This window comes from Asticcacaulis currens, from assembly GCF_028550395.1.
GTDB classification, from domain to species: Bacteria; Pseudomonadota; Alphaproteobacteria; order Caulobacterales; family Caulobacteraceae; genus Asticcacaulis; species Asticcacaulis currens.
The window spans coordinates 313,902-334,613 of record NZ_JAQQKW010000001.1 but is presented as its reverse complement, the minus strand read 5'-3'; the positions used below and the strand labels follow the sequence as shown (position 1 = coordinate 334,613).

Sequence of the window (20,712 nt, the reverse complement as noted above, 5' to 3'; positions counted from 1 at the left end):
CTAGTCCCTAAATTCTACCCAATGGCCCCCTTCGACACGAACCCCAAGCGCACGCCCGAACAATCCGTCGAAGAGGCTTTCGTCGGTACCTGTAAACAGGGTTTGCAGGCCCAGACGATCGGTTTCATCAAACAACGCCGCCCTGCGAATCGGGTCGAGGTGGGCTGCGACTTCGTCAAGTAACACTACAGGATTCGGTGCGCTTTTGACACGCGAAAGTCTCGACCCCTGCGCCAAAATCAGGTTCAGAACGAGGGCTTTTTGCTCCCCCGTGGAACAGTCCGCCGCCGGACGGTCCTTTTCGCGGTGAAAGACGCCGAGATCAGTGCGGTGGGGCCCGAAAAGCGAGCGACCTGCCGCCGAATCACGGGCGCGGGCGCGGGCAAATCCCTCGCGCAAGGCGTTATTCAGGGCGTCGGGTTCGTGGGCGTCAGACGCTTCGTTGATCAGTCCAAGATCAGCCTTAGGAAAGGCGCTTTCGTGCGCCTCGATTTCGGCCTGAAGATCGGCCAGGGCAGCGCGGCGGGCCGCAATCATTTCACTGCCCGTCTGCGCCAGTCGTTCTTCGAGTGCATCGAGCCACACGGCGTCGGCAGGTCCCTGAACCAGCAATCTCAGGCGCTCACGCAGGGCTTTTTCATAAGCATTCACCGTCGTGGCGTGTGAAGGTGTGGCGGCGAAAACCAGCCGGTCATAAAAACGCAGCCGCTCGGCACGCGCTTCAAGGAAGATACGGTCCTGCGCCGGGGTCAGCCAGACGAGGCGAATATGGTCGAGCAGACGCCCCGCCGGTACGGTTTGCTGGTCGATGCGCACCAGACGCTTTTCAAGGTTGCGCGGATCGGAACCCGTGCCGATGCGGATATCGTCCTCTGCCCTTTTGAGCTCGACCGACACGCCCCACGCACGCCCCCTGACCTCCTGTGGCAGGCGACGGCCCAGATCGCTGACGGCCGCCCCGCGCAGGCCACGGCCAGGGTTCAGAACACTTATCGCTTCAAGAAAGTTCGTCTTGCCCGCGCCGTTGGGACCGAAAAGATACAGCGACCGTCCGGCCAGATCGACATCAAGCCGGTCATAGCCGCGAAAATCGGTCAGGCTCAGGGCGTGAATGCGGGCTTTCATGCGCGCCCTTTAAATGAAAAAGTCAGATCGAAACACACGGTAACCCCGGGTTTCGATCTGACCATTTGTCTCATTGCCAAGATGACGAGCGGGGTGAAAAATTGACCCTACACCCGCAGCGGCATCAGCACGTACTGGACGCCCTGATCCGCGGTGTCGAGTACCAGGGTCGGTGAGGCTGCATCATTGAGGCGCAGCTCCACCTGTTCACCAGCGATCTGACCCATTACATCGAGGATGTAGCGGGCATTGAAGCCGATTTCGAGGGCGTCAGAATCATAGTCGATTTCGGCTTCTTCGACCGCCTGACCGGCTTCGATATTGCGAACGGTGAGCGTTAGACGACCCGGTTCAATGGCCATCTTCACCGAACGGCTCTTTTCTGCCGAGATGGTCGAAACGCGATCGACAGCGCGCGAAAGAACCCCCGTATCAATCCGCATCAGCTTGTCATTGTTCTTCGGAATAACACGACCATAGTCGGGGAAGGAGCCGTCGATGATTTTCGAGGTCAGGGCGGCAGTACCGAAGTTAAAGCGGATCTTGGCGGGCGAGACTGTGAGTTCGACATAACCTGTGCCGTCGTCCAGAAGGCGGCGGGCCTGATCAATGGTCTTGCGAGGGATAATCACCCCGGCGCTGCCAATAGAGCCATCCGGCGCCGGCATTTCGGCCAGGGCCAGACGGTGGCCATCGGTGGCTACGGCACGCAGATAACCTGAACCGTCCTCGGTCAGAGTGTGCAGGAAAAGGCCGTTGAGATAGTAACGTGTCTCTTCGGTCGACACAGCAAAGCGCGTTTTGTCGATCAGGCGCTTTAAGTCCTCTTTCAGCAGGGCATAGGTCGCGCCGTCATGGTCGCCCGACATCACCGGGAAATCCCCGGCGGGCAGGACGGGCAGGGCAAAGCGCGAGCGTCCTGCCTGAACCGACAGACGCGGATCGTCGCCGGCCTGATAGCGCAGTTCAACATCGGCACCGTCGGGCAGCTTGCGCACGATCTCGTATAGGGTGTGGGCGGGCGCCGTGATCTGACCCGGCACCGCAACGATGGCTTCAGCCGAGTCCACGATTTCCATGTCGAGATCAGTCGCCGAAAAGGACACATGAGAGCCTTCGGCCGACAAGAGCACATTCGACAGTATGGGGATGGTGTTGCGGCGTTCCACCACGTTCTGGACGTGGCCCAGTGCCTTCAGGAGTGCGCCACGTTCTATGATTAGCTGCATCTTGGCATCCCAGAATTTTGGCCAGAATTTATGGCCAGCCTTTGCGGCTGTATAGGTATAGAGCAAAAGGCCGGGGCAGTTGCCCCGGCGCTTCGCAAGACCTTAAATGTTTATTAAGCGGCGTCAACCGGTTAAACCGGCGAATTAGCCACGCAGTTTACGGGTCAGGGCTTCGACGTCCTTAGCGATCTGTTCGTCGCTTTGCAGCAGTTCCTCGACCTTCTTGACGGCATGCAGAACCGTCGTGTGGTCACGTCCGCCGAAACGGCGACCGATATCCGGATAGGAACGCGTCGTGTGCTGCTTGCACAGCCACATCGCAACCTGACGCGGGCGGGCAACCGAGCGCGTTCGGCGTTCCGACAGAAGATCCGCCTGCTTCAGGGCGAAGTGATCCGCCGTCAGCTTCTGGATTTCATCGACCGTCACGCGGCGCTCCGCCGATACCTTCAGGTTGGGTTGCAGCAAGGCCATAGCTTCGTCCAAAGTTAAACTCCCCAGACGCGCACCGGCCGAAGCGGCCAGGGTATTGACGGCCCCTTCCAGCTCACGGATAGAACCCGGTACGCGATCTGCTAAAAATTGCAGTACATCATGTTGCGGCTTCTGGGCGACGCCCAGACGCTTGGCGAGTTGATCAAGCTTGCGCTCGATAATGCCCATTCTCAGGCTTTGATCGGCGACATCCAGAGCGCAGACCAGCCCGGAGGACAGGTGCGATCTGAGACGCGCTTCGATTTCGTTGAGGTGCGACGGCGGACGGTCCGCCGTGAACACCACGCGCTTATTGTTTTCCAACAGCGCGGTCAAGGTGTGAAACAGCTCTTCTTGCGACGAGGTCTTACCGCCGATGAAATGTACGTCATCAATCAACAGCAGATCGGCGCCACGCAACTCGTCCTTGAAGGCGGCAGTCGAGCGATCCTGAAGCGACTTTACGAAAGTCGAGGTGAATTTTTCCGCCGTCAGGTAGACGACCTTGGCGTCCTGACGACGGGCCTTGGCTTCCCAGGCGATGGCGTTCAGAAGGTGAGTCTTCCCATAGCCGTAAGGGCCGTGGAAGAAGACCGGATTAAAATGCCCGTCGGCCCACGTGGCGACCTGGCGCGACATAGTATAGGCGAATTCATTGCCGCGACCCGGCACGAAGGTGTCAAAGGTCAGGCGCTCCTGAAGCCCGGCGACGCGGGCAGCGGCGTCCTGAAAACTGACGACGGGGGCCACGGGTGCGCCTTCGGCGCTGTCCACACGGCTCACCGGTGTCGGCGCAGCGGCCTTGGACTGATCGTCGAATTCGGCCCGCGATTTCAGTTCCAGCGATCGGTGATCCGGATCGTGCTGCGCCCAAAGCTCATTGGCCCGGCGCAGCGCATTACGGGCAAACCAGTCGCGCGCATATAAGGTCGGCGTCACCAGCACCGGATCGCCCAGAGGATTCTGACGCAGTGCCGAAGGCGCGACATAGGAGTTATAAGGCCCCTCACCCAATTCATGACGGAGGGCAGATGCAACTTTAGTCCATACCATTTCAGGCTGGATCGGCGACCAGTTGTTTACGCCTGGCATGTTATTAAAGCCCCGATCATTTTTCCCCAAATCCTACGCATACGGCAACGGCTTCAGACGGGTCGACACGAGTCCTTTTCGAACTCCTGACGCCCCGAAGAGGGAGGACCGCCCCCGGTTACAAAAAACCATGGCGTTCACACCTTACGCAGTGTCAGGCAGTGTCCACCCCCGTTCTGATTACCGTTTCCGCAAAACCTAAGTCATTGGTTTTGTGAAATTTTGGCAACAGACTCTCGTTTGGTGCAAGGCTCTGCCCGGCACCACCGTTTCATCCGTATTGGGATGGAAAGGCGAGATGACTTCACCTTAGCTTTCCCGGCGGTCAGGTCAACGAGGATATTTGCTGACCAGCGCTGATATTTCTGTTGACTCTGATAACGTCTTCCCCGGTAAGGAGAAATTTACAAAGGGTTAAGAACCTGTCATTTTGACGCACCGGTTAAAAAACCTGCGCGCGCAAAGACGCCCTTCACCACGTTGCGGTAAAGATATCAAATCGCTGAAATATAAAGAAAAACCAAAGTGCGGACGGTCGAGGGGATCGTCCGGACGCATCACTGTCCCTCAGACAGCAAACATCAGCGCACGGAGCAGATCGCTCAGCGCCTGATGTCTGTTGTCTTCAGGAAAAGGAAGTTAGGCGGCCAGCTTCTTAAGAGCGGCTGCCAGGCGCGACACCTTGCGCGCGCCAGTATTCTTGTGCACCACGCCCTTGGACACGGCGCGCATCAGTTCAGATTGCGCTTCGATGAAGGCGGTCTTGGCAACGGCGGCGTCGCCAGCGGCCAGAGCTTCTTCGAACTTGCGCACGTAGGTACGGACGCGCGAGCGGCGCGCCTTGTTGACTTCGGTACGGCGGGCGATCTTGCGGATCGCTTTCTTGGCGCCGGGATTGTTTGCCATTCATCACCTCAGGGGACGATAAGTTAAGGGAGCCGCGGCGCCAGCCTTCTAAAGGGGGCCGCGACACGAATTTCAAGGGGGCGGGATATAACTGAAGGGCGCAGACAGGTCAACGCTTTCGGGGCAAGAATCATCCACAGAACGACTCTTTTTTCTCCGTATCCGATCCCCTTAACTTTTCTGGCACGCCGGACAGTAAAAAGTCGAGCGTCCAGAATGGGTTTTACGGGCAATGGTGCCTGCGCAACCTGGTCGCAAACAGGCTTCGTCCTCGCGGTCATAGACGCGGAAACGGTGCTGAAAATAACCAAGCTCCCCTGAGGCAGACGCAAAATCGCTGATCGACGAGCCGCCGGCGGCGACCGCTTCTTCGAGCACCTCACGTACGGCGAGGGTCAGCTCGGCGGCCTTAGCGTGGCTCAGCTGGTCACCCGGCAGATCCGGCGACAAGCCAGCCCGCCACAGGGCCTCGCAGACGTAGATATTGCCAAGCCCCGATATCAGCGTCTGATCCATCAGCAGGCTTTTGAGCGGCGGGCGGCGCGGATGGAACAGGGCATAAAGGGCATCGGCGCTCAGCGCGTCTGACAGGGGTTCAAGTCCCAGCCCCCTATACCAGCCCTGCGCATAGAGTTCGTCCGGACGCAGCAACAGCATGAAGCCGAAGCGGCGCGGGTCGTAGAAGTCGATGAGACGGGTGACGCCGTCTTTGCTGGCCAGCACCTGAACGTGGAGGTGCTTGGGGTCGGGGCGCAGGGCGTGGTAATAGTTACCGTCAAGGGGAAGGCTCTGGCCGTCGATGTCGCTGACCTGAAAGCGACCGGTCATGCCAAGATGGGTTACCCAAACCTCTTGCGTGTCGAGGTAGAAAAGCAGGTATTTGGCCCGTCGCTCCAGTCGCAGGATTTCTGCCTCTTCGAGGCGCGCAGCAAAGCCTTCTGGGAAGGCATAGCGCAGATTGGGCCGGTGCAGACGTACACCGCTCAGGCGCGCATGTTCCAGCGCTGGCAACAGGCCCCGACGGACGGTTTCGACTTCAGGCAGTTCGGGCATTGGGGCGCTCAGGGTAATGGGGCGGAGCGTCTATATAGGGTGGGCTTTGAACTGCGCAAAGTCCGAACGTCGCGCGAGTGCGTCATGAAAGGCCCCGCCCCATCCGTTTCTTTTTCGTGCAGAGGGGTTCGCGCCTGGGGTGGTGAAAACCTGAACGTAGCTAGGCGGCGCAGATGAGCGATCGCCGTTCGCGCAGACGCGGGTCTTCGCTGAGGTCGGCATGCCATAGGGCCGGGTTGAGCGCGATCGGATCCTCAATCGCGAAGGCCTGCCAGGCGAGGTCCGGACGAGGGCGGTCGGAAGCGGCGATCACGGCGCGTAGTTCGGCCGCCGAGGTGACGCCGACGATCACCGAAGATACACCCTTCAGGTTGAGGGCATAGCTGAGGGCGGCGTGCAGTGGGTCAGTGGCGGTTTCCAGCAGATGTCGACGGATACGCGATAATTGCGGACCGAGCGGCTGTAGATTGGCCGGCAGGGCTTCGCGCGGCGTGAATAGCAGACCTTGCAGAAAGACGGAGCGGACCTGTACCTCAATCCCCATGCCTGACAGGGTTTCAAGTGCACCTTCGCGCACCAGTCGCTGATCGAGAATCGAGGTCGGCACCTGAATGAGGTCCGGTTTGAAGCGCTTGGCCAGCGCTACGGGCGAGTCTTCATAACGGGCGGAAATGCCGATCCGCGAGAAAAGGCCGTCGGCTTTAAGCTTTTCCATGCGTGCCCACAGGGCATCGCCCTGTGGCCCCATCAGGTCGGAGGCATCATCGATCATGCCGACGCCAACACGGGCAAGCCCCATATGCTCAACCGAGCGCTTCAGACGGGATTCAACCCAGTCGAGACCTCTCTCGGCGCGAACGGTACGAATTTGTGGCTTGAACGGCGAAGGGAAGGGCCAGCAGCGGCCGAGTATGCGTTCGACGTCTCCTTCATAGGGTGCTACGTCGATCGCCTTCAGACCGCATTGCGCCGCATAGGACAGGATTTGGCGCACCTCGTCTTCGGACACGCGGCCGCGCAGGTTCGAGATGCCGTAGTCGCATCCGAATTGCGCCGATCCGAGGCCCAGAGCCGCTTTCATTGATCCTTACCCAAACCTTAATGATTCCAACAAGCTATCGCCTGTATCACTGGGATTCTGCGGTCAAAGGTTAAACAACCTCTGAACGCCGAGAGGGATTTACGACAAATTTGCAGGAAAAATGGGTCTTCCATAGCTGAAAAGAAGGTCGCCCAGACAAAAGGGTTAACGGTATGGAAAAACCGTTAACCCTTGCCTCATTTACCAATTGCCGTGTCGGCTGATGGGCCGTTTATGGATTACGCTTCTGGGCGTCTTCGAATACCTCGTCTAGCGACTGAGGCGTTTCTGATTTAGCGGGTTGCGCCGGCTCGATCGTTACTGTCGGAGCTTCCGCGCTCGCGGCCGTGCCGAGCAGATCGTCAACGGCAGAGGTCGCGCCATCATCGAGGGCTCCGGGGCCGGCGGGGATGGTCGAGACCTTAATACGTGTCAGAGCGCGCGACATGTATTCGCGCCAGATCGCAGCGGGGGTCCCGCCCCCTGTGACCTTGGCCATCTGCGAATTGTTATCGCGACCGACCCACACAGCGGTGGTGAACCCACCTGTATAGCCGACAAACCACGCGTCCCGGTAATCAGAGGTGGTTCCGGTCTTGCCCGCAATATCGAACTGTGAAAGGCGCACACCTGAACCCGTGCCTGACCGTACGACTTCGCGCATCATCGTATTCATATAGCCGAGCGCAGGATTGTTGATCACCAGAACGCGGCTATCACCGGCATTATGCTGATAAAGCACCTTACCTTTGGTCGTGCGAATGCGCACAATGCCATAGGGAGCCACCTTATACCCGCCATTTGAGAAGGGTGCATAGGCCCGGGCCATTTCAAGCGGGGTCACGTCAGCAGTGCCAAGCGCCATAGCTGGATCGGTATTGATCTTGGAGGTGATCCCCAGGCGATGCGCGGTGGAGGCAACATTTGACCGCCCAACCTGATCGGCCACGCGGGCCGCCACCGTGTTGATCGACTGCGCCAGCGCCGTGGTCAGGGTGATATCGCCCAGATACTTGTTGGTGTAGTTGGCAGGGGTCCAGCCATCGATGGTGATCGGTTCATCCACCACAGGCGTGTCGGGGCGGAACTGACCGCTTTCCATGGCGGTGAGATAAACGAACGGCTTGAAGGCTGAGCCTGCCTGACGCTTCGCGTCAATGGCCCGATTGAACTGGCTGTCGGAATAGGACACGCCACCGATAAGAGCGCGCACGCGGCCCTCGCCGTCGATTGACACCAAAGCGGCCTGCTCGACCTTTTTCTTCGCATCGCGTTCCATCATCGCCTTGACGGCGCGTTCAGCGTCAGTCTGGATCGGCAGGTCCAGAGTGGTTTCGACGATGACGTCGTCCTTGATCTGGCTGAGGTCGATCATTTCGCCCAGCTCCGACTGCAGCCAGTCGACAAAATACTGCGCGTGTTCCGTCGCCAGTGTGCGCGAGACTTTAATGCCGGTCTTGAAGACCTCGTCACGCTGTTCGGGGGTGATAACCTTTGCCTCGACCATTTCGTTCAGAACGATCTCAGTGCGCCTGACAGCCCGGTCTTTGTCCGAAAGGGGAGAGTAGCGTGACGGGCCCTTCATCATGCCGGCTAGCATGGCGGCTTCACCGATGGTGAGATCCTTGGCGGGCTTGTTGAAATAGCGCTGGGCGGCCGCTTCGATGCCGGTTGCACCGCCGCCAAACCATACACGGTTCAGGTAGAGCGCCAGAATTTGCTTTTTAGAGAACTTCATCTCCAGCCAGACCGAAAGGATCAGTTCCTGGATCTTACGCTTTACGTTCTGATCGTTGGAGAGGAAGAGATTGCGCGCCAGCTGTTGCGTAATAGTCGAACCCCCGGCGAGATTGGCACCTTCCTTCCGCGTGGCGTTACGGATCAAAGCGCGACCCACGCCGATAGGGTCGAAGCCGAAATGGTGATAGAAGCGCCGGTCTTCGATGGCGATAAAGGCTGCCGGTACGTAAGGCGGCAATTCGTCGATGTCGACCGGCGGGGCAAACTGGGAGCCTCTTACGGCGACAAGCGCGCCGGAGCGATCCAGATAGGTGATCGAAGGGGCGCGGTCGGTCTTATACAACGACGAAGTGTCGGGCAGATCGAGCGCGAATATGGCAACAAAGCCGACGGTGAATATCACCGCCCAGACGGTCAGGACCGTCAACCAATACAGGATAGCCTTCACGGGCGGACGCTTCATATTAAAGGCGAGAGCCATACATTATCCCCACGACACCGCCCTGCCAAACCGGGTGAGCGGCCTTTCGCTTCTGCTTCATGCAAAGATTTCGTTAAGGATATATCAAAGCCCGCCGCGCGCGTCCCTTATATTTACGCATAGCGCCTCAGATTTCTCCCTGCCGCGGTGGCCGCGGCACACGTCATCCTCTCATGGTCGTCCCCATCTCAAAGATGAGAGGCAAATCCGGCAAAATTAAGGGCGACAAAAAATCGCTGATGGCCCTTGTATCCTCTGGCCCGAAGCAGCTTATAGGAAGGGGCGAACATTCAGTCGAACGGACATAGCCGATGCTTCTCGATCACCCTCATGACCCAGTGCCTGAGGCCGGATACGGCCTTTCAGGCCCCGGTCTTGAGCGGGTGCGCCAGGCGCGGGAGACACTGAAAAAAGTCTTTCACTACGATGACTTCCGAGGTCAGCAGGCACGTGTAATCGCAGCGATTCTCAATGGTGAGGATGTCCTCGCCATTCTGCCGACAGGCGGTGGTAAAAGCCTCTGCTATCAGATCCCCGCCCTCATGCGACCGGGCTTCGGGCTCGTCATTTCGCCACTCATTGCACTGATGGCCGATCAGGTGCAGGCCTTGATCAAAAAGGGTGTGCGGGCTGAACGCCTCGACTCAAGTTTATCGATGGAGGCACGCTATCAGCTTTGGGACCGTGCGCAGAACGGTGAAATCGATCTTCTTTATCTCTCTCCCGAAGCTCTGACTCAGGGGTTCGTCCTCGACAAGCTCTCGCGTCTGCCGATCAATTTGGTTGCCATTGATGAAGCGCACTGCGTGTCGCAATGGGGGCATGACTTCCGCCCTGAATACCGGGCCCTTGGCAAGCTGAAAGCCCTGTTCGGCAAGGTGCCCACGCTGGCCCTTACCGCGACCGCTGATCCGCACACGCGGGCCGATATCAAGAAGGCGCTGCATATTGAGGATGCGGCTGAGGTCATTGACAGCTTCGACCGGCCCAACCTCAGTCTGCGCCTGATGCGCCGTACCGGCAGCGCCCAGAAGATGATCCTCGACATATTGCGCCGGCAAAAGAACGCCTCCGGCATCATCTATGCCGGATCGCGCGACGGAGCTGAAAAGCTGGCGGGGCAGCTGTCGGCCGAAGGTTTCAAGGCCGACGCCTATCATGCGGGGTTGCCAGCCAAGGTGCGCGACGATCGGCTGCACGATTTTCTGGCGGATCGTACAAAGGTCATGGTGGCGACCATTGCTTTCGGTATGGGGATCAACAAGCCCGATGTGCGCTTTGTGATCCATGCCGACCCGCCGTCCTCCCTGGAGGCCTACTGGCAGGAGGTGGGCCGCGCCGGCCGTGATGGCCGACCGGCCTCCGGCATTTGTCTTTATAGCTCGACGGATCTTGGCTGGTCCCTGAGACGGCTCGCGATGCGGGAAAAGGAAACCGGTACAGATTTGTCTGTACAAAAGAAGAAGGCGCTGGACTTCTTTCGCTTTGTCCATAGTCCGGATTGCCGGAGAAAAGGCGTGCGCCGATATTTCGGTGAAGCCGCCGGCGAAAATTGCGGGACGTGCGACCATTGCCTGTCGCGTGCGCCGGTCGTAGATGCCACAGAAGCGGCGCAGATGCTGATGTCGGCGCTTTATCGCTTTAACAGCCCTCGCGGGCGCAAAAAACTGATCGAGCATGTGCTCGGACAGAACGCGCAGGATTACGGGTCGCGTCTTTCCACCTTTGGTTGCGCAAAGGGGCAGTACAAGGCTGATTTCCTTACCGATGTACTTGATCTGTGTGAGGCTGAGGGTCTGATCGTAGAGGAATTATATGATGGTAAGATGCCCATTGTCGCGCTGGATCGCGAACGTCTGACTGACCTGATCCGTGGGGAATTGCATCTTGAGTTGAAGGCGTAGGCCGTAGTTTTTGCCGGTTGAGGTCCTTGCCGTTTTGAGAAATCGATAAAGTTCGGAGGATCTGACTTCACTTGGCGGACCCTATGCGTCTTACTCTTTTTCAGCACGGCTCTGATGACACAACTTGACCCGCAGGCGAGGTAGGGTCATTACCGCCGCTACTTCCCGCTTTTTTGTGTGTGTCATGTCCGCTCCCGAAGCCGCGCCGCCTGCGTTGAAAAATCCCTTCCTCGTGATCTTTACGCTGGGCGCGCTCTCGACCATCAGCCCCTTTGCCATTGACATGTATCTGCCTGCCTTTGGTCAGATCGCAGCGGATTTTCACACGAGCAGCGCCGCCGTTGGTTTGTCGTTGTCGACCTACTTTGCTGGGATGGCGGTGGGGCCACTGATCTATGGCCCCTTACTTGATCGCTATGGCCGTAAACCACCCCTTTATGCCGGCTTAGCCCTGTTCGTCCTGACCTCGGTCGGTTGCGTGTTGGCGCCCAACATTGATGTGCTGATCTGGCTGCGGTTGTTTCAGGCGTTGGGTGGCTGCGCCGCATCAGTGGCGGCCATGTCGCTGGTGCGCGATCTGTTTCCACCCAGGGATACCGCCAAAATCATTTCCCTGATCATCCTGACCATTGGCGTATCGCCACTTTTGGCCCCGACTTTTGGTGGGCTGATCACCACCTGGTTAGACTGGCATTGGGTGTTTGCGTTTCTGGCAACGATAGTCGGCCTGATCCTCATTCTCGTGCTGACCGTGCTACCCGATGGCAAGCCCGCTGACGCTTCCGTCTCCCTGAAGCCCCTGCCAATCCTCACGACTTATCTCAGCATCTACCGCAACCCTACCTTTGTCACTTACCTCTTTGCCGGAGGATTTTCGTTCGGCTGCCTCTTTATCTATGTCTCGGCCTCGCCGGTCATCTTCATGGATATTTTCCATATCAAGCCGGAGATCTATGGGTTGATTTTCGCCGGGCTTAGCGTGGGTTTTATCGGGTCGAGCCAGGTCAACGTGTTCGTTAACCGGCGCTACACTTCCAAACAGATTCTGCGCGTCGCCCTCAGTGCCCAGTGCGTGTTCGTGCTTATTTTTTTGCTGGCGTCTGCGAACGGCTGGCTGAACGTCTGGGGCACAGTGGGTATGCTGTTCCTCATCCTGTCCTGCCTCGGCTTTATCGGTCCCAACTCGTCGGCGACTGCCATAGGAAGCCTGACGCGTGACATCGGTTCCGGGTCAGCCTTGATGAGCTTTACTCAGATAGGGCTGGCGACCGTGGTTTCGGCGGTGGTGTCGGGTCTTAATGCCGAAACCCTGACGCCGATCGTCAGCGTGATGGCCGTCAGTGCGGTGGTTGGGCGTGTGGTCCTGTTTGCAGGCGAGCGGTGGGGAGGTGCGCGGCAATGAGCGAAGGCGCGGCCGGACGGTACACCTTATGGGCTATATCCGGCGTCATCGGCGGCATGTTGTCGTTTCAATTGGGTGCGGGTCTCGCCAAGTCGCTCTTCAGCAGTATCGGGCCCCTGGGGGCAACGGCCCTGCGACAGACCCTGGCAGCCATCTTCCTGATGGCGCTGTTTCGCCCATGGCGCAATCCGCCTGCACGTTCGGCCTGGAAGGCACTGATCCTGTTCGGCCTTAATCTGGGGCTGATGAACCTCTGCTTCTACCTGTCTTTTCAGCGCATTCCGCTCGGGATTGCGGTGGCCATTGAGTTTATGGGTCCGCTCGGCGTCGCCGTATGGAATTCGCGCCGGGCACTCGACTTTCTCTGGGTGGCCTGCGCCGCCGTGGGCTTATGGTTACTTCTGCCCCATGCGGGGGGCAGAGCGCTTGATCCGATAGGCGTGGCACTGGCCGTAGCGGCGGGGGTCGGGTGGGCCTTATACATCCTCCTTGGAAAGAGGGTCGCAAGGCACGTTCCCGAAGGTCAGGCCGTCAGCTTAGGCGTCGGGATATCCTGTCTCGTCACCTTGCCTTTGGCACTCATCACCATAGGTGCGCCGCTATTTAAACCGCAGGTACTGCAGACGGGCCTGATGGTGGCGCTGTTATCCAGTGCAGTGCCCTACACGCTCGAAATGTTCGCGCTGAAACGCATTCCGGCGCGCACATTCAGCATTCTGATGAGTCTGGAGCCCGCTCTGGCGGCCCTATCAGGCCTCATCCTGCTGCGCGAGGCCTTAAACCCGCAGCAATGGCTTGCTATTGCCCTGGTCGTACTGGCCTCAGGAGGTTCAGCCCTCACCGCGCGGAAGGCTCAGATGGCCCCCCAGTAGGGATCAGAGGTTGTCGCCCAGGAAATCGATGGTGCGCTCCCACGCAAGGTCCGCCGCGGCCTCGTCATAGACCTCCGGGCGGGTCTTGTTAAAGAAGGCATGGTCGGCATCGTAACTGTAAAGCTCCGGATGACGGCCGGCCCCGCGCATGTCGCTTTCGATCTTGGCCACCACTTCCGGCGTAACCCAGTCGTCCTTTTTGCCGAAATGGCCCTGAAACGGGATAGCGATATCGCCAGGCTTTGCGAACTCACGTGGCGGGATGCCATAGAAGCAGACGGCGGCCGAAAATCCGCTCAGACGCGCCGCCGACGCGATGGTCAGGGCACCGCCCATGCAAAAACCCATCACCGCCACCTTGTCGTTGATGGCCTTAAGATATGTCAGAGCCGCCGCGATATCCTCATGTACGGCGCCCGGGAAGTCGAGGCCAGTCATCAGGTGGCTCGCCTCGTCGGCGTCTTTTGTCACTCGGCCATGATAGAGGTCCGGGGCGAGTGCATTAAAGCCTTCGGCATCGAAGCGATCGACAATTGCCTTGATATGATCATTGAGGCCCCACCATTCCTGCAATACGATCACACTGGGACGTGCCGGATCGACTTCCGAACGGTAGGCTGACAGCGCGCCTCCATCGGGACGGGTGAGTTCGATCATCTGGCCCATGTGGTAATCCTCGGATATGTTTTTGCTTTTTGGCGGTGCGGTAGGGCTAACATAAATTCATTCGGGCCAGCCTGTAAAGCCGTCTGCGCCGCCCTATATGCTCTGGGTGCAGGTTTTATATTGCGACGCAACCGTTTGTTCGCGCCTTTCAGAGATCGGGAGATGGGATATGCAGTTTAGACAACTGGGACGTTCGGGTCTGAAAGTTCCGGTGCTCAGCTTCGGCACGGGCACCTTTGGGGGTAAGGGCGACATGTTCTCCAAATGGGGGACGACTGATGTGGCCGAGGCGCGCAACCTGATCGATCTGTGCCTGGACCACGGCGTTAATTTCTTCGATACAGCCGATGTCTATTCGCGCGGCGCGTCCGAGGAAATTCTCGGCGAAGCCCTCAAGGGACGCCGCAACGACGTTCTGATCTCGACCAAGGCCACCTTCACCATGGGCGATGGCCCCAATGACAAAGGCTCCTCGCGCTATCATCTTCTGCGCGCGGTAGAGGCCAGTCTGCGGCGCCTCGGTACAGACCATATCGACGTCTATTTCATGCATGGTTTTGATGCGTTGACGCCCGTCGAAGAGGTCCTTTCAACCCTCGATACGCTCGTGACGTCCGGCAAGGTGCGCTATATTGGGGCGTCGAACTTTTCCGGCTGGCACCTGATGAAGTCACTGGCGGCATCTGACCGGCTGGGGCTTAGCCGCTACGTCGCTTACCAGGGTTATTATTCGCTGATTGGCCGCGAATACGAATGGGAACTTCTGCCGCTGACCCTGGATCAGGGCGTAGGCACAATGGTGTGGTCACCCCTCGGCTGGGGGCGGCTGACAGGCAAGATCCGTCGCGATCAGCCTGCCATTGAGGGCCGTATTGCCAAGGGCGGTGATGCCAGCGGACCGCCGGTCGATAACGAGCATCTCTACAGCGTCGTCGAGGCGCTTAGCGAAATTGCGCGAGAGGTGGACAAGACGATCCCGCAGGTGGCCCTCAACTGGCTGCTTCAGCGACCTGGTGTTGCCAACATCGTTATCGGTGCCCGCAACGCCGATCAGCTTAAGGCCAATCTGGGGGCCATCGGATGGGACCTCACGGCCGATCAGGTGGCGCGTTTGGATGGGGTAAGCCGCCGTCAACCCATCTATCCCTACTGGCATCAGATGGGCTTCGACCGTAACCCCAAGCCAACGCGGTGGTAGGATTGATCACATCACCGTTAGTCCTGCTGATTGGATTGTCACTCCTGCCGCCCTCTACCGTACAGGAAAGCGAGATCGTTGTGCGTGGGCGGCTCAAGCCGTTTCGTGGGGATACGGCTTTTGCCACCCTCACCGTAGCCAGGCCTGCCATTGAAGCGGCCAGCAGCCTTGATGAAGCCCTAAAGGCGCAGGCGCAGGCCTCTTTGTTTCGCCGGCAGTCAAGCCTAAGCGCCAATCCAACCATCCAGGGCATGTCGCTGCGCGCGATCGCGCCATCCGGGGCTGGGCGGGCCCTCGTGACGCTTGACGGTGTGCCGCAAAACGATCCGTTTGGCGGCTGGGTCATCTGGGCGAGCGTCCCGGTGGACGCGATAGACCGGGCGCGCGTGGTGCGCGGCGCGGGTGGTGGAGCCTATGGTGCCGGAGCATTAACCGGCGTTGTCGATCTCGACCTTTCTCCGACACAAGCCGGGGTCTCGGGCGGTCTCGATTGGGGTGACAGCGGAACCTGGGGCGCGCAGGTTAATGCAGGTCTGGGCGGCGTTGGTCTGCACTATAGTCGCGCCCTTCGATATGGGGATGCCGCCGTTCGATCACCGCAACGCGGCGCCGCGGATGAAGGCGTCTTCGGCGACGACGAAGCCGCATTGGCGACATGGCGCACCGAGGTGCACAGGCACAATCTCACCCTCATGGCGGGCCGCTACGACAGCCGCCGTGATACCGGCTTGTCGGGGGCCACTGCGCGTGCCAGCGGTCATCAGTATGCCTTCAGCCTCACGCGTCCCACTGCAGACACCGGCGACGGCTACCGCCTTCAGCTCTGGTACCGCGACAGCGACCTCGCCAACCGTTCCGTCTCGGTCCTAAGCGGACGGGGTGGGACTACCCTTGCCAATGACCAGTTTGCTACGCCTGCCGAAGGTTATGGCCTGAACGCTGCCTGGCGCCATGAGAACGCGACGGGCGAATGGGAGGCGGGTATCGACGTCCGGCGTAGCGACGGCAGGGCGCGCGAGCGCCTTCGCTTTGTCAGCGGGATGGCCACGCGGTACCGCGAGGCGGGCGGCCGCACCGAGCTGGCCGGGATTTATGTGCAGGCAAGCCAGCGTCTGGACCAGGTGAGCCTCACCGCCGCCGTGCGCGCCGATCGCTGGACGGCGACCCGCGGTTTTCGCCGCGAAACCGAACTGAGTACAGGTGCCTCGGTTTTGGATCTGCGAACCTCCGATGCGGAAGCCACGGTCGTTTCCGCGCGTCTTGGTATAACGCGCCAAACGGGGCCGCAGCAATGGCGTGCAGCCGTCTATAATGGGTTTCGCCCGCCGTCTCTGAATGAGCTTTATCGCCCCTTTCGCGTCGGCAATGACTTAACAGAAGCCAATAGCGCGCTGAAACCGGAGAAGCTCAATGGTGTCGAAGTGGGCTGGCGCTATGCGGCAAACGGGATAAGCATCGATCTGGGCCTGTTCCATAACCGCCTGAAGGATCCAATCAGCAATATCACTATAGGCGTCGGACCGGGCACATTCCCGACGGCGGGCTTTGTCCCGGCTGGAGGGATATTGCGTCAGCGTCAGAACGCCGGTGAAGTGCGCGCCATAGGACTGGAGCTGTCGGGCCGGTGGCAGGCCACTGAGCGTTTGATCCTGACCTTATCAGGTACGCTGACCGATGCCGCAATGAGCGACGGCGACCCGGCCCTGGCCGGAAAGCGCCCGGCGCAGGCACCGGCGTACCTCGTATCCATGGGCGGGAATTACCAGCTGGGCCGGACGCGGCTCGGCGCCGACTGGCTGTTTATCGGTGAGTCTTTTGAGGATGATCTCAACCGTCAGCGGCTGTCTCCAGCCTCCCGACTGCGGCTGACCGCAGAACGATCCGTAACGAAGACTCTCAGCTTGCGCCTCGGCGTTGATAACGCTCTGGATGCCGACATACCCGTCCAACGCACCGCCGACGGGATAATCAGCTATGACAATCGCCGCGCAATGATGCTGTCTGTGCGCTATCGACCTTAGATCAGGAGATCCTGACTTTCGGAAGAGCGCTTTAGCCAGGCTGCTGCATAGCCGCAGATGGGATGCACCTTTAGGCCGGTTGCGCGGGCATGGGCCGTAATGCCTTTCATCAGATCACCCGCCGCGCCCGTGCCACGCAGCTCGGGCGGCGCGAAGACGTAGTCGATATTTAGGACTTCGCCGTTCAGATGGTAGTCGGCATAGGCGGTGTGGCCATCGCGTGTAAGCTCAAAGCGGCTTTCGGTGGCATTGTCAGTGATCTGGCTCATAGCGCCTTCTCCTCATCGTCTCCTAAGACATGGGATCGCTGAGCCGTTAAACCAAGACCCACCGAGGCCAATGTCGGGTCATTCAGAATGGCCGCCAGCGGAACAGAGACGTTTTGCCGCCCGTGTGGCAGGTAAACGAGATCGCCTGTTGTTGCGCTGCACCCAGAACAAGCGTGTCATTCGTCTGGCCCGCAGCTGGCCGTGACGCCTTAGAAACCAATCCGTGGGACAGAGGACGAGGCTATGCGACTGGACCACTAGACATCCCCGTTTTGAAAAAAACAGAACCAAATTCGCAGGCGCGAGGGAGTTCGTCTTGACATCTTCTGTCAGGCCGTGCGACGCCGGGTATATAGTTAACAGCAGGTCTCCATGCATATGTCGTGGGCGATAGCGATCCCGGCAGGCCTTCTCATTTGTGGGTGTGCATCGGAGACAGAAGGCAACGACGGCAAGAAACAGAGAGCGGAGCACTCGAGCGCCGCCACTCAGATTGTCGAGGTAAGTGCCTCAAAGTCGGTTACGGCAGCCTCACCACCTAGACCCGCCGTGGCAGCCCCAGCCCCTATTGATGTTTCGCGCTGCATTGAGGCCCGAAAGACGGAATGGGAGACGATCAGCGTCTACTGTACCGTCTCCAAGGAATGGCGAAGCGACAGACTGATCGATCTGACAGCCCGGGTTTCTGAAGCCGTTGGGCGCACTATTCAGAGTAAAAAGGTGGACACGGCCACCGCCAAGTTTATCCATGTTACGGTTGTTCCGCCCGTCGTCACGGGCGCCACGGAAGCCAAAAACACCGATCCGTTACGCGTCAGCTACTTTGTTTATGACCTGAAATCGGCCAATTACGATCAACTCGGTCCACTAGGTGTGCTTGATTTGGCCATCGATGTTCAGACCCATCCCAAAAGCCTGACCGCGTCGAAAGACTGGTGCAAGGCGCGCCGTAAGCTCGCACCCAACTTTTGTGCGAAGGCTGACGTGGTCTCCAGTGCTTCTATCGAAGGTGCGCAGCCCGCCAGGCGCCCCGTCAAATCCTCCTGACCTTCTTAGATCGACACGCTTAGGTCCTATACCTTCTCAGGTTAGGGCCTTCTGAAGATGAACTCGGCATAAGAGACACTTCAAGCGTCAAGGTGTAACGCCGGTTTCGCTTTCATTCCTCGGCGTACGGTAGGGCTTTGAGTGCAGACGCGAAGATAGCAGCGTGCAGATTCCGACAAAGGCCGCTGCTGGCCATGGTCCAAAATGACTTCCAATCCAAAGGGAAGCACCACACATAACGGGCGGGACGATACTTAAGCGCAGCAGCATGATCCATTTGAAAGATGTCGAGAGCTCAGGATCAATGACCCCTGAGGCAAATGAGATATAGGTCCATAATATCCCCCCAACGAAAGAAATCGCGGCCATCAGGCCCATGTAAATCCAGATGACTTCCATCGTCAGACGACCTGCACCTAAGAGCATGTTGGCCAAAGGGGTCAGGCCTATCAGGGCGAGGAATAAGAGATTTAACCACGAAGCGGTTTCGCTAAACTTTCGGACGTAACGAAACATAAAACGGTGCGACATCCAAAAGGCGCCAACAGCGGCGAAGCTGATCAGGTAGTAGATAATGCTCGCCCCGAGGTGGTGGATCAGACCAGAGGCGGTGCCATTCCAGTCGTGAGGGGGATGAAGCTCGATGACCAGAAGGGTAATGGCTATTGCGAACACGCCATCCGAAAAGAAAATAAGCCGCTCTAGATCATAGTCTTTCTCAGGTGTGTCGTGCCGCTTCATATGCCGCCCCCGCTTCTTCAGATCAATATGTGAACAAGGCAATCAAAGGGCGTCAAGAACAATGTTTTGGTAGGTGGGCAAGCATCCAGGTCTGTTCTGAGGCCTAAGCGCGCAAAATGACCGGCAGGATGCGTTGAACGCTTAAGATCCCGGACCACGCCAGCCCAACGCATTTGCACGTTCGCGGAAGTTAAATCTTATCGATTGCGCGGGAACGGTTGGAAAAGGCGAATGCGTCAAAATCCGGTATCAGGACAGGATAATGATCTGTCTATGACGCGACCCGGACCCATCTCCGCCGAAAGTCTGAATGGCGCTCGGATAGCTCGCTTCTAAATCAGTCGGGAAAGTTGAGTGTTTGATAGCCAAAACGCCACAGCGACGCCCGGCTCGTCTTCCGGGCCTAGAATAACTAGCAAAGCTGGCAGGGCAAGAGACGTTGATCCTTCATCCCGTTCACTCTTTTCAAAGCGCAGACAACAGCGGCTTAAAAAGGAAGGGATGGTGGAGCTAAGCGGAGTCGAACCGCTGACCTCTTGAATGCCATTCAAGCGCTCTACCAACTGAGCTATAGCCCCATCTCATTTCGATGGTCATGGCGGCGTCACCGCCACCGAGGTCGCGACTTCTAGGGCAAGGCATTTTGACATGCAAGCGCTTTTTCGAAGTTTTTTTGATTTTTTCACAGGTCCGTGAAGGGCGATGGAAAGGCGCAAATAAAAAGCCGCGAAGCACAGGCTTCGCGGCTTTTGACAGTCTCCCCTAAGGGTTAGATGTCGTCGTCATTTCCTTCGCCGGGCAATCCATCGATGTCTTCGTCGAATGCATCGTCCTCATCGTCTTCAAGGAACGGAACGTCATCGGTATCGTCGTCGGCAAGGTCTGCGTCTTCGATATCCATGTCGACCGGATCGGGTGCAACGCGCGCAGGATCGGCCGGGTCAAGTTCATCGTCTTCATCGGCAAGGAGCGAGTCGTCGGCGACGACCTCATCGATTTCCGGCGTAACAATTTCCGGCTCTTCGTCCTCATCCTCTTCGCCAGGGGTCTTGCCCTTGACCTGATCTTCGGCCTCGTCGTCCATTTCATACTCATCAGGTGCAACCGGGCGGGCGCGGGTGCGACGGGTGCGCAGCGCCTCTTCAGGGTCGAACTCGAAAGCGCATTTCGGGCAGTGTGCCGGGCGTTTGTTCAGGTCGTAGAACTTCGCCGTGCAATTCGGACAAATCTGTTTGGTGCCAAGGGCGGGATCAGCCACGGAGCGTCCTCATAAAGTGGAAAACTATAAAGCTTTGGCCTCCCTTGCCACCAGATCGCTCGGCTGTCAAAACCCCTTTTACACAAACACTGCGATTTTTTCGTCAGTCGGCTGCCATGCTAAGCGGCGACAGACGGTGATTGTGAAAGCGAA

Annotated in this window: 17 protein-coding genes and 1 tRNA gene; 6 read left to right on the top strand and 12 right to left on the bottom strand. The window is 58.6% G+C overall.

Going from position 1 to position 20,712, the window contains the following annotated elements; genetic code table 11:
• From recF to PQU94_RS01350, 7 genes are all read right to left on the bottom strand, one after another.
• A complete protein-coding gene (gene recF, locus PQU94_RS01380; protein WP_272739704.1) occupies positions 1-1,125 on the bottom strand; it encodes a DNA replication/repair protein RecF in 1,125 nt (374 codons plus the stop codon).
• Between the two features lie 107 nt (positions 1,126-1,232).
• Positions 1,233-2,354 (bottom strand): DNA polymerase III subunit beta, encoded by a 1,122-nt coding sequence (dnaN, locus tag PQU94_RS01375; protein WP_272739703.1) that lies wholly within the window; start codon positions 2,352-2,354, stop codon positions 1,233-1,235.
• A 144-nt stretch (positions 2,355-2,498) separates the two neighbouring features.
• Positions 2,499-3,920: a chromosomal replication initiator protein DnaA gene (gene dnaA / locus PQU94_RS01370; protein ID WP_272739702.1), complete on the bottom strand. Its 1,422-nt coding sequence runs from the start codon at positions 3,918-3,920 to the stop codon at positions 2,499-2,501.
• A 639-nt stretch (positions 3,921-4,559) separates the two neighbouring features.
• Positions 4,560-4,826 carry a 30S ribosomal protein S20 gene (rpsT, locus tag PQU94_RS01365; RefSeq protein ID WP_013479861.1) on the bottom strand — a complete coding sequence of 89 codons (267 nt, stop codon included), beginning with the start codon at positions 4,824-4,826 and terminating at the stop codon, positions 4,560-4,562.
• Positions 4,827-4,997: 171 nt separating this feature from the next.
• Positions 4,998-5,879, bottom strand: coding sequence for a bifunctional DNA-formamidopyrimidine glycosylase/DNA-(apurinic or apyrimidinic site) lyase (gene mutM / locus PQU94_RS01360; RefSeq protein ID WP_272739701.1), 882 nt, complete (start codon positions 5,877-5,879; stop codon positions 4,998-5,000).
• A 160-nt stretch (positions 5,880-6,039) separates the two neighbouring features.
• Positions 6,040-6,960 (bottom strand): aldo/keto reductase, encoded by a 921-nt coding sequence (locus PQU94_RS01355; protein WP_272739700.1) that lies wholly within the window; start codon positions 6,958-6,960, stop codon positions 6,040-6,042.
• 232 nt (positions 6,961-7,192) lie between these two features.
• Entirely contained in the window at positions 7,193-9,181 is a 1,989-nt protein-coding gene (locus tag PQU94_RS01350) for a transglycosylase domain-containing protein (protein ID WP_272739699.1), read from the bottom strand.
• A 311-nt stretch (positions 9,182-9,492) separates the two neighbouring features.
• On the opposite strand from PQU94_RS01350, the gene PQU94_RS01345 reads away from it, so the two are divergent.
• The 3 genes from PQU94_RS01345 (at position 9,493) to PQU94_RS01335 (ending at position 13,359) form a co-directional block, all read left to right on the top strand.
• Positions 9,493-11,085 (top strand): RecQ family ATP-dependent DNA helicase, encoded by a 1,593-nt coding sequence (locus PQU94_RS01345; RefSeq protein ID WP_272739698.1) that lies wholly within the window; start codon positions 9,493-9,495, stop codon positions 11,083-11,085.
• Positions 11,086-11,269: 184 nt separating this feature from the next.
• Positions 11,270-12,487 carry a multidrug effflux MFS transporter gene (locus tag PQU94_RS01340; protein WP_272739697.1) on the top strand — a complete coding sequence of 406 codons (1,218 nt, stop codon included), beginning with the start codon at positions 11,270-11,272 and terminating at the stop codon, positions 12,485-12,487.
• Positions 12,484-13,359, top strand: coding sequence for an EamA family transporter (locus tag PQU94_RS01335; RefSeq protein ID WP_272739696.1), 876 nt, complete (start codon positions 12,484-12,486; stop codon positions 13,357-13,359). The genes PQU94_RS01340 and PQU94_RS01335 overlap by 4 nt, the downstream gene beginning before the upstream one ends.
• A 3-nt stretch (positions 13,360-13,362) precedes the next feature.
• Here the strand turns inward: PQU94_RS01335 and PQU94_RS01330 are convergent, their stop codons facing one another.
• On the bottom strand, positions 13,363-14,025 hold the full coding sequence (locus tag PQU94_RS01330) for a dienelactone hydrolase family protein (RefSeq protein ID WP_272739695.1): 663 nt from the start codon (positions 14,023-14,025) through the stop codon (positions 13,363-13,365).
• Positions 14,026-14,194: 169 nt separating this feature from the next.
• Here PQU94_RS01330 and PQU94_RS01325 point away from each other — a divergent pair, with 169 nt between their 5' ends.
• Together PQU94_RS01325 and PQU94_RS01320 are read left to right on the top strand one after the other, a co-directional pair.
• Positions 14,195-15,223 (top strand): aldo/keto reductase, encoded by a 1,029-nt coding sequence (locus PQU94_RS01325; RefSeq protein WP_272739694.1) that lies wholly within the window; start codon positions 14,195-14,197, stop codon positions 15,221-15,223.
• 2 nt (positions 15,224-15,225) lie between these two features.
• Positions 15,226-17,244, top strand: a complete 2,019-nt coding sequence (locus PQU94_RS01320; RefSeq protein ID WP_272739693.1) for a TonB-dependent receptor — start codon at positions 15,226-15,228, stop codon at positions 17,242-17,244.
• Here PQU94_RS01320 and PQU94_RS01315 read toward each other — a convergent pair.
• Positions 17,241-17,513 (bottom strand): GNAT family N-acetyltransferase, encoded by a 273-nt coding sequence (locus PQU94_RS01315; RefSeq protein ID WP_272739692.1) that lies wholly within the window; start codon positions 17,511-17,513, stop codon positions 17,241-17,243. The two genes, PQU94_RS01320 and PQU94_RS01315, sit on opposite strands and share 4 nt — an antisense overlap.
• 549 nt (positions 17,514-18,062) lie before the next feature.
• On the opposite strand from PQU94_RS01315, the gene PQU94_RS01310 reads away from it, so the two are divergent.
• Positions 18,063-18,560: a hypothetical protein gene (locus tag PQU94_RS01310; protein WP_272739691.1), complete on the top strand. Its 498-nt coding sequence runs from the start codon at positions 18,063-18,065 to the stop codon at positions 18,558-18,560.
• Between the two features lie 87 nt (positions 18,561-18,647).
• On the opposite strand, the gene PQU94_RS01305 is transcribed toward PQU94_RS01310, so the two are convergent.
• The 3 genes from PQU94_RS01305 to PQU94_RS01295 all read right to left on the bottom strand — a co-directional run bounded on the left by PQU94_RS01305 (position 18,648) and on the right by PQU94_RS01295 (position 20,559).
• The gene (locus tag PQU94_RS01305; RefSeq protein ID WP_272739690.1) at positions 18,648-19,301 is read right to left on the bottom strand and encodes a TMEM175 family protein; all 654 of its coding nucleotides are present in this window, start codon (positions 19,299-19,301) and stop codon (positions 18,648-18,650) included.
• A 502-nt stretch (positions 19,302-19,803) separates the two neighbouring features.
• Positions 19,804-19,879, bottom strand: a tRNA-Ala gene (locus tag PQU94_RS01300).
• Positions 19,880-20,070: 191 nt separating this feature from the next.
• On the bottom strand, positions 20,071-20,559 hold the full coding sequence (locus tag PQU94_RS01295; RefSeq protein ID WP_272739689.1) for a TIGR02300 family protein: 489 nt from the start codon (positions 20,557-20,559) through the stop codon (positions 20,071-20,073).
• Positions 20,560-20,712: the final 153 nt, after the last annotated feature.

What these genes read in the sequence shown, in the direction of transcription:
- PQU94_RS01315 (WP_272739692.1), bottom strand. Translation starts at nt 17,513, where the DNA reads ATGAGCCAGATCACTGACAATGCCACCGAAAGCCGCTTTGAGCTTACA.
- PQU94_RS01340 (WP_272739697.1), top strand. Translation starts at nt 11,270, where the DNA reads ATGTCCGCTCCCGAAGCCGCGCCGCCTGCGTTGAAAAATCCCTTCCTC.
- mutM (WP_272739701.1), bottom strand. Translation starts at nt 5,879, where the DNA reads ATGCCCGAACTGCCTGAAGTCGAAACCGTCCGTCGGGGCCTGTTGCCA.
- PQU94_RS01305 (WP_272739690.1), bottom strand. Translation starts at nt 19,301, where the DNA reads ATGAAGCGGCACGACACACCTGAGAAAGACTATGATCTAGAGCGGCTT.
- PQU94_RS01325 (WP_272739694.1), top strand. Translation starts at nt 14,195, where the DNA reads ATGCAGTTTAGACAACTGGGACGTTCGGGTCTGAAAGTTCCGGTGCTC.
- recF (WP_272739704.1), bottom strand. Translation starts at nt 1,125, where the DNA reads ATGAAAGCCCGCATTCACGCCCTGAGCCTGACCGATTTTCGCGGCTAT.
- dnaN (WP_272739703.1), bottom strand. Translation starts at nt 2,354, where the DNA reads ATGCAGCTAATCATAGAACGTGGCGCACTCCTGAAGGCACTGGGCCAC.
- rpsT (WP_013479861.1), bottom strand. Translation starts at nt 4,826, where the DNA reads ATGGCAAACAATCCCGGCGCCAAGAAAGCGATCCGCAAGATCGCCCGC.
- PQU94_RS01350 (WP_272739699.1), bottom strand. Translation starts at nt 9,181, where the DNA reads ATGGCTCTCGCCTTTAATATGAAGCGTCCGCCCGTGAAGGCTATCCTG.
- dnaA (WP_272739702.1), bottom strand. Translation starts at nt 3,920, where the DNA reads ATGCCAGGCGTAAACAACTGGTCGCCGATCCAGCCTGAAATGGTATGG.
- PQU94_RS01355 (WP_272739700.1), bottom strand. Translation starts at nt 6,960, where the DNA reads ATGAAAGCGGCTCTGGGCCTCGGATCGGCGCAATTCGGATGCGACTAC.
- PQU94_RS01335 (WP_272739696.1), top strand. Translation starts at nt 12,484, where the DNA reads ATGAGCGAAGGCGCGGCCGGACGGTACACCTTATGGGCTATATCCGGC.
- PQU94_RS01330 (WP_272739695.1), bottom strand. Translation starts at nt 14,025, where the DNA reads ATGGGCCAGATGATCGAACTCACCCGTCCCGATGGAGGCGCGCTGTCA.
- PQU94_RS01345 (WP_272739698.1), top strand. Translation starts at nt 9,493, where the DNA reads ATGCTTCTCGATCACCCTCATGACCCAGTGCCTGAGGCCGGATACGGC.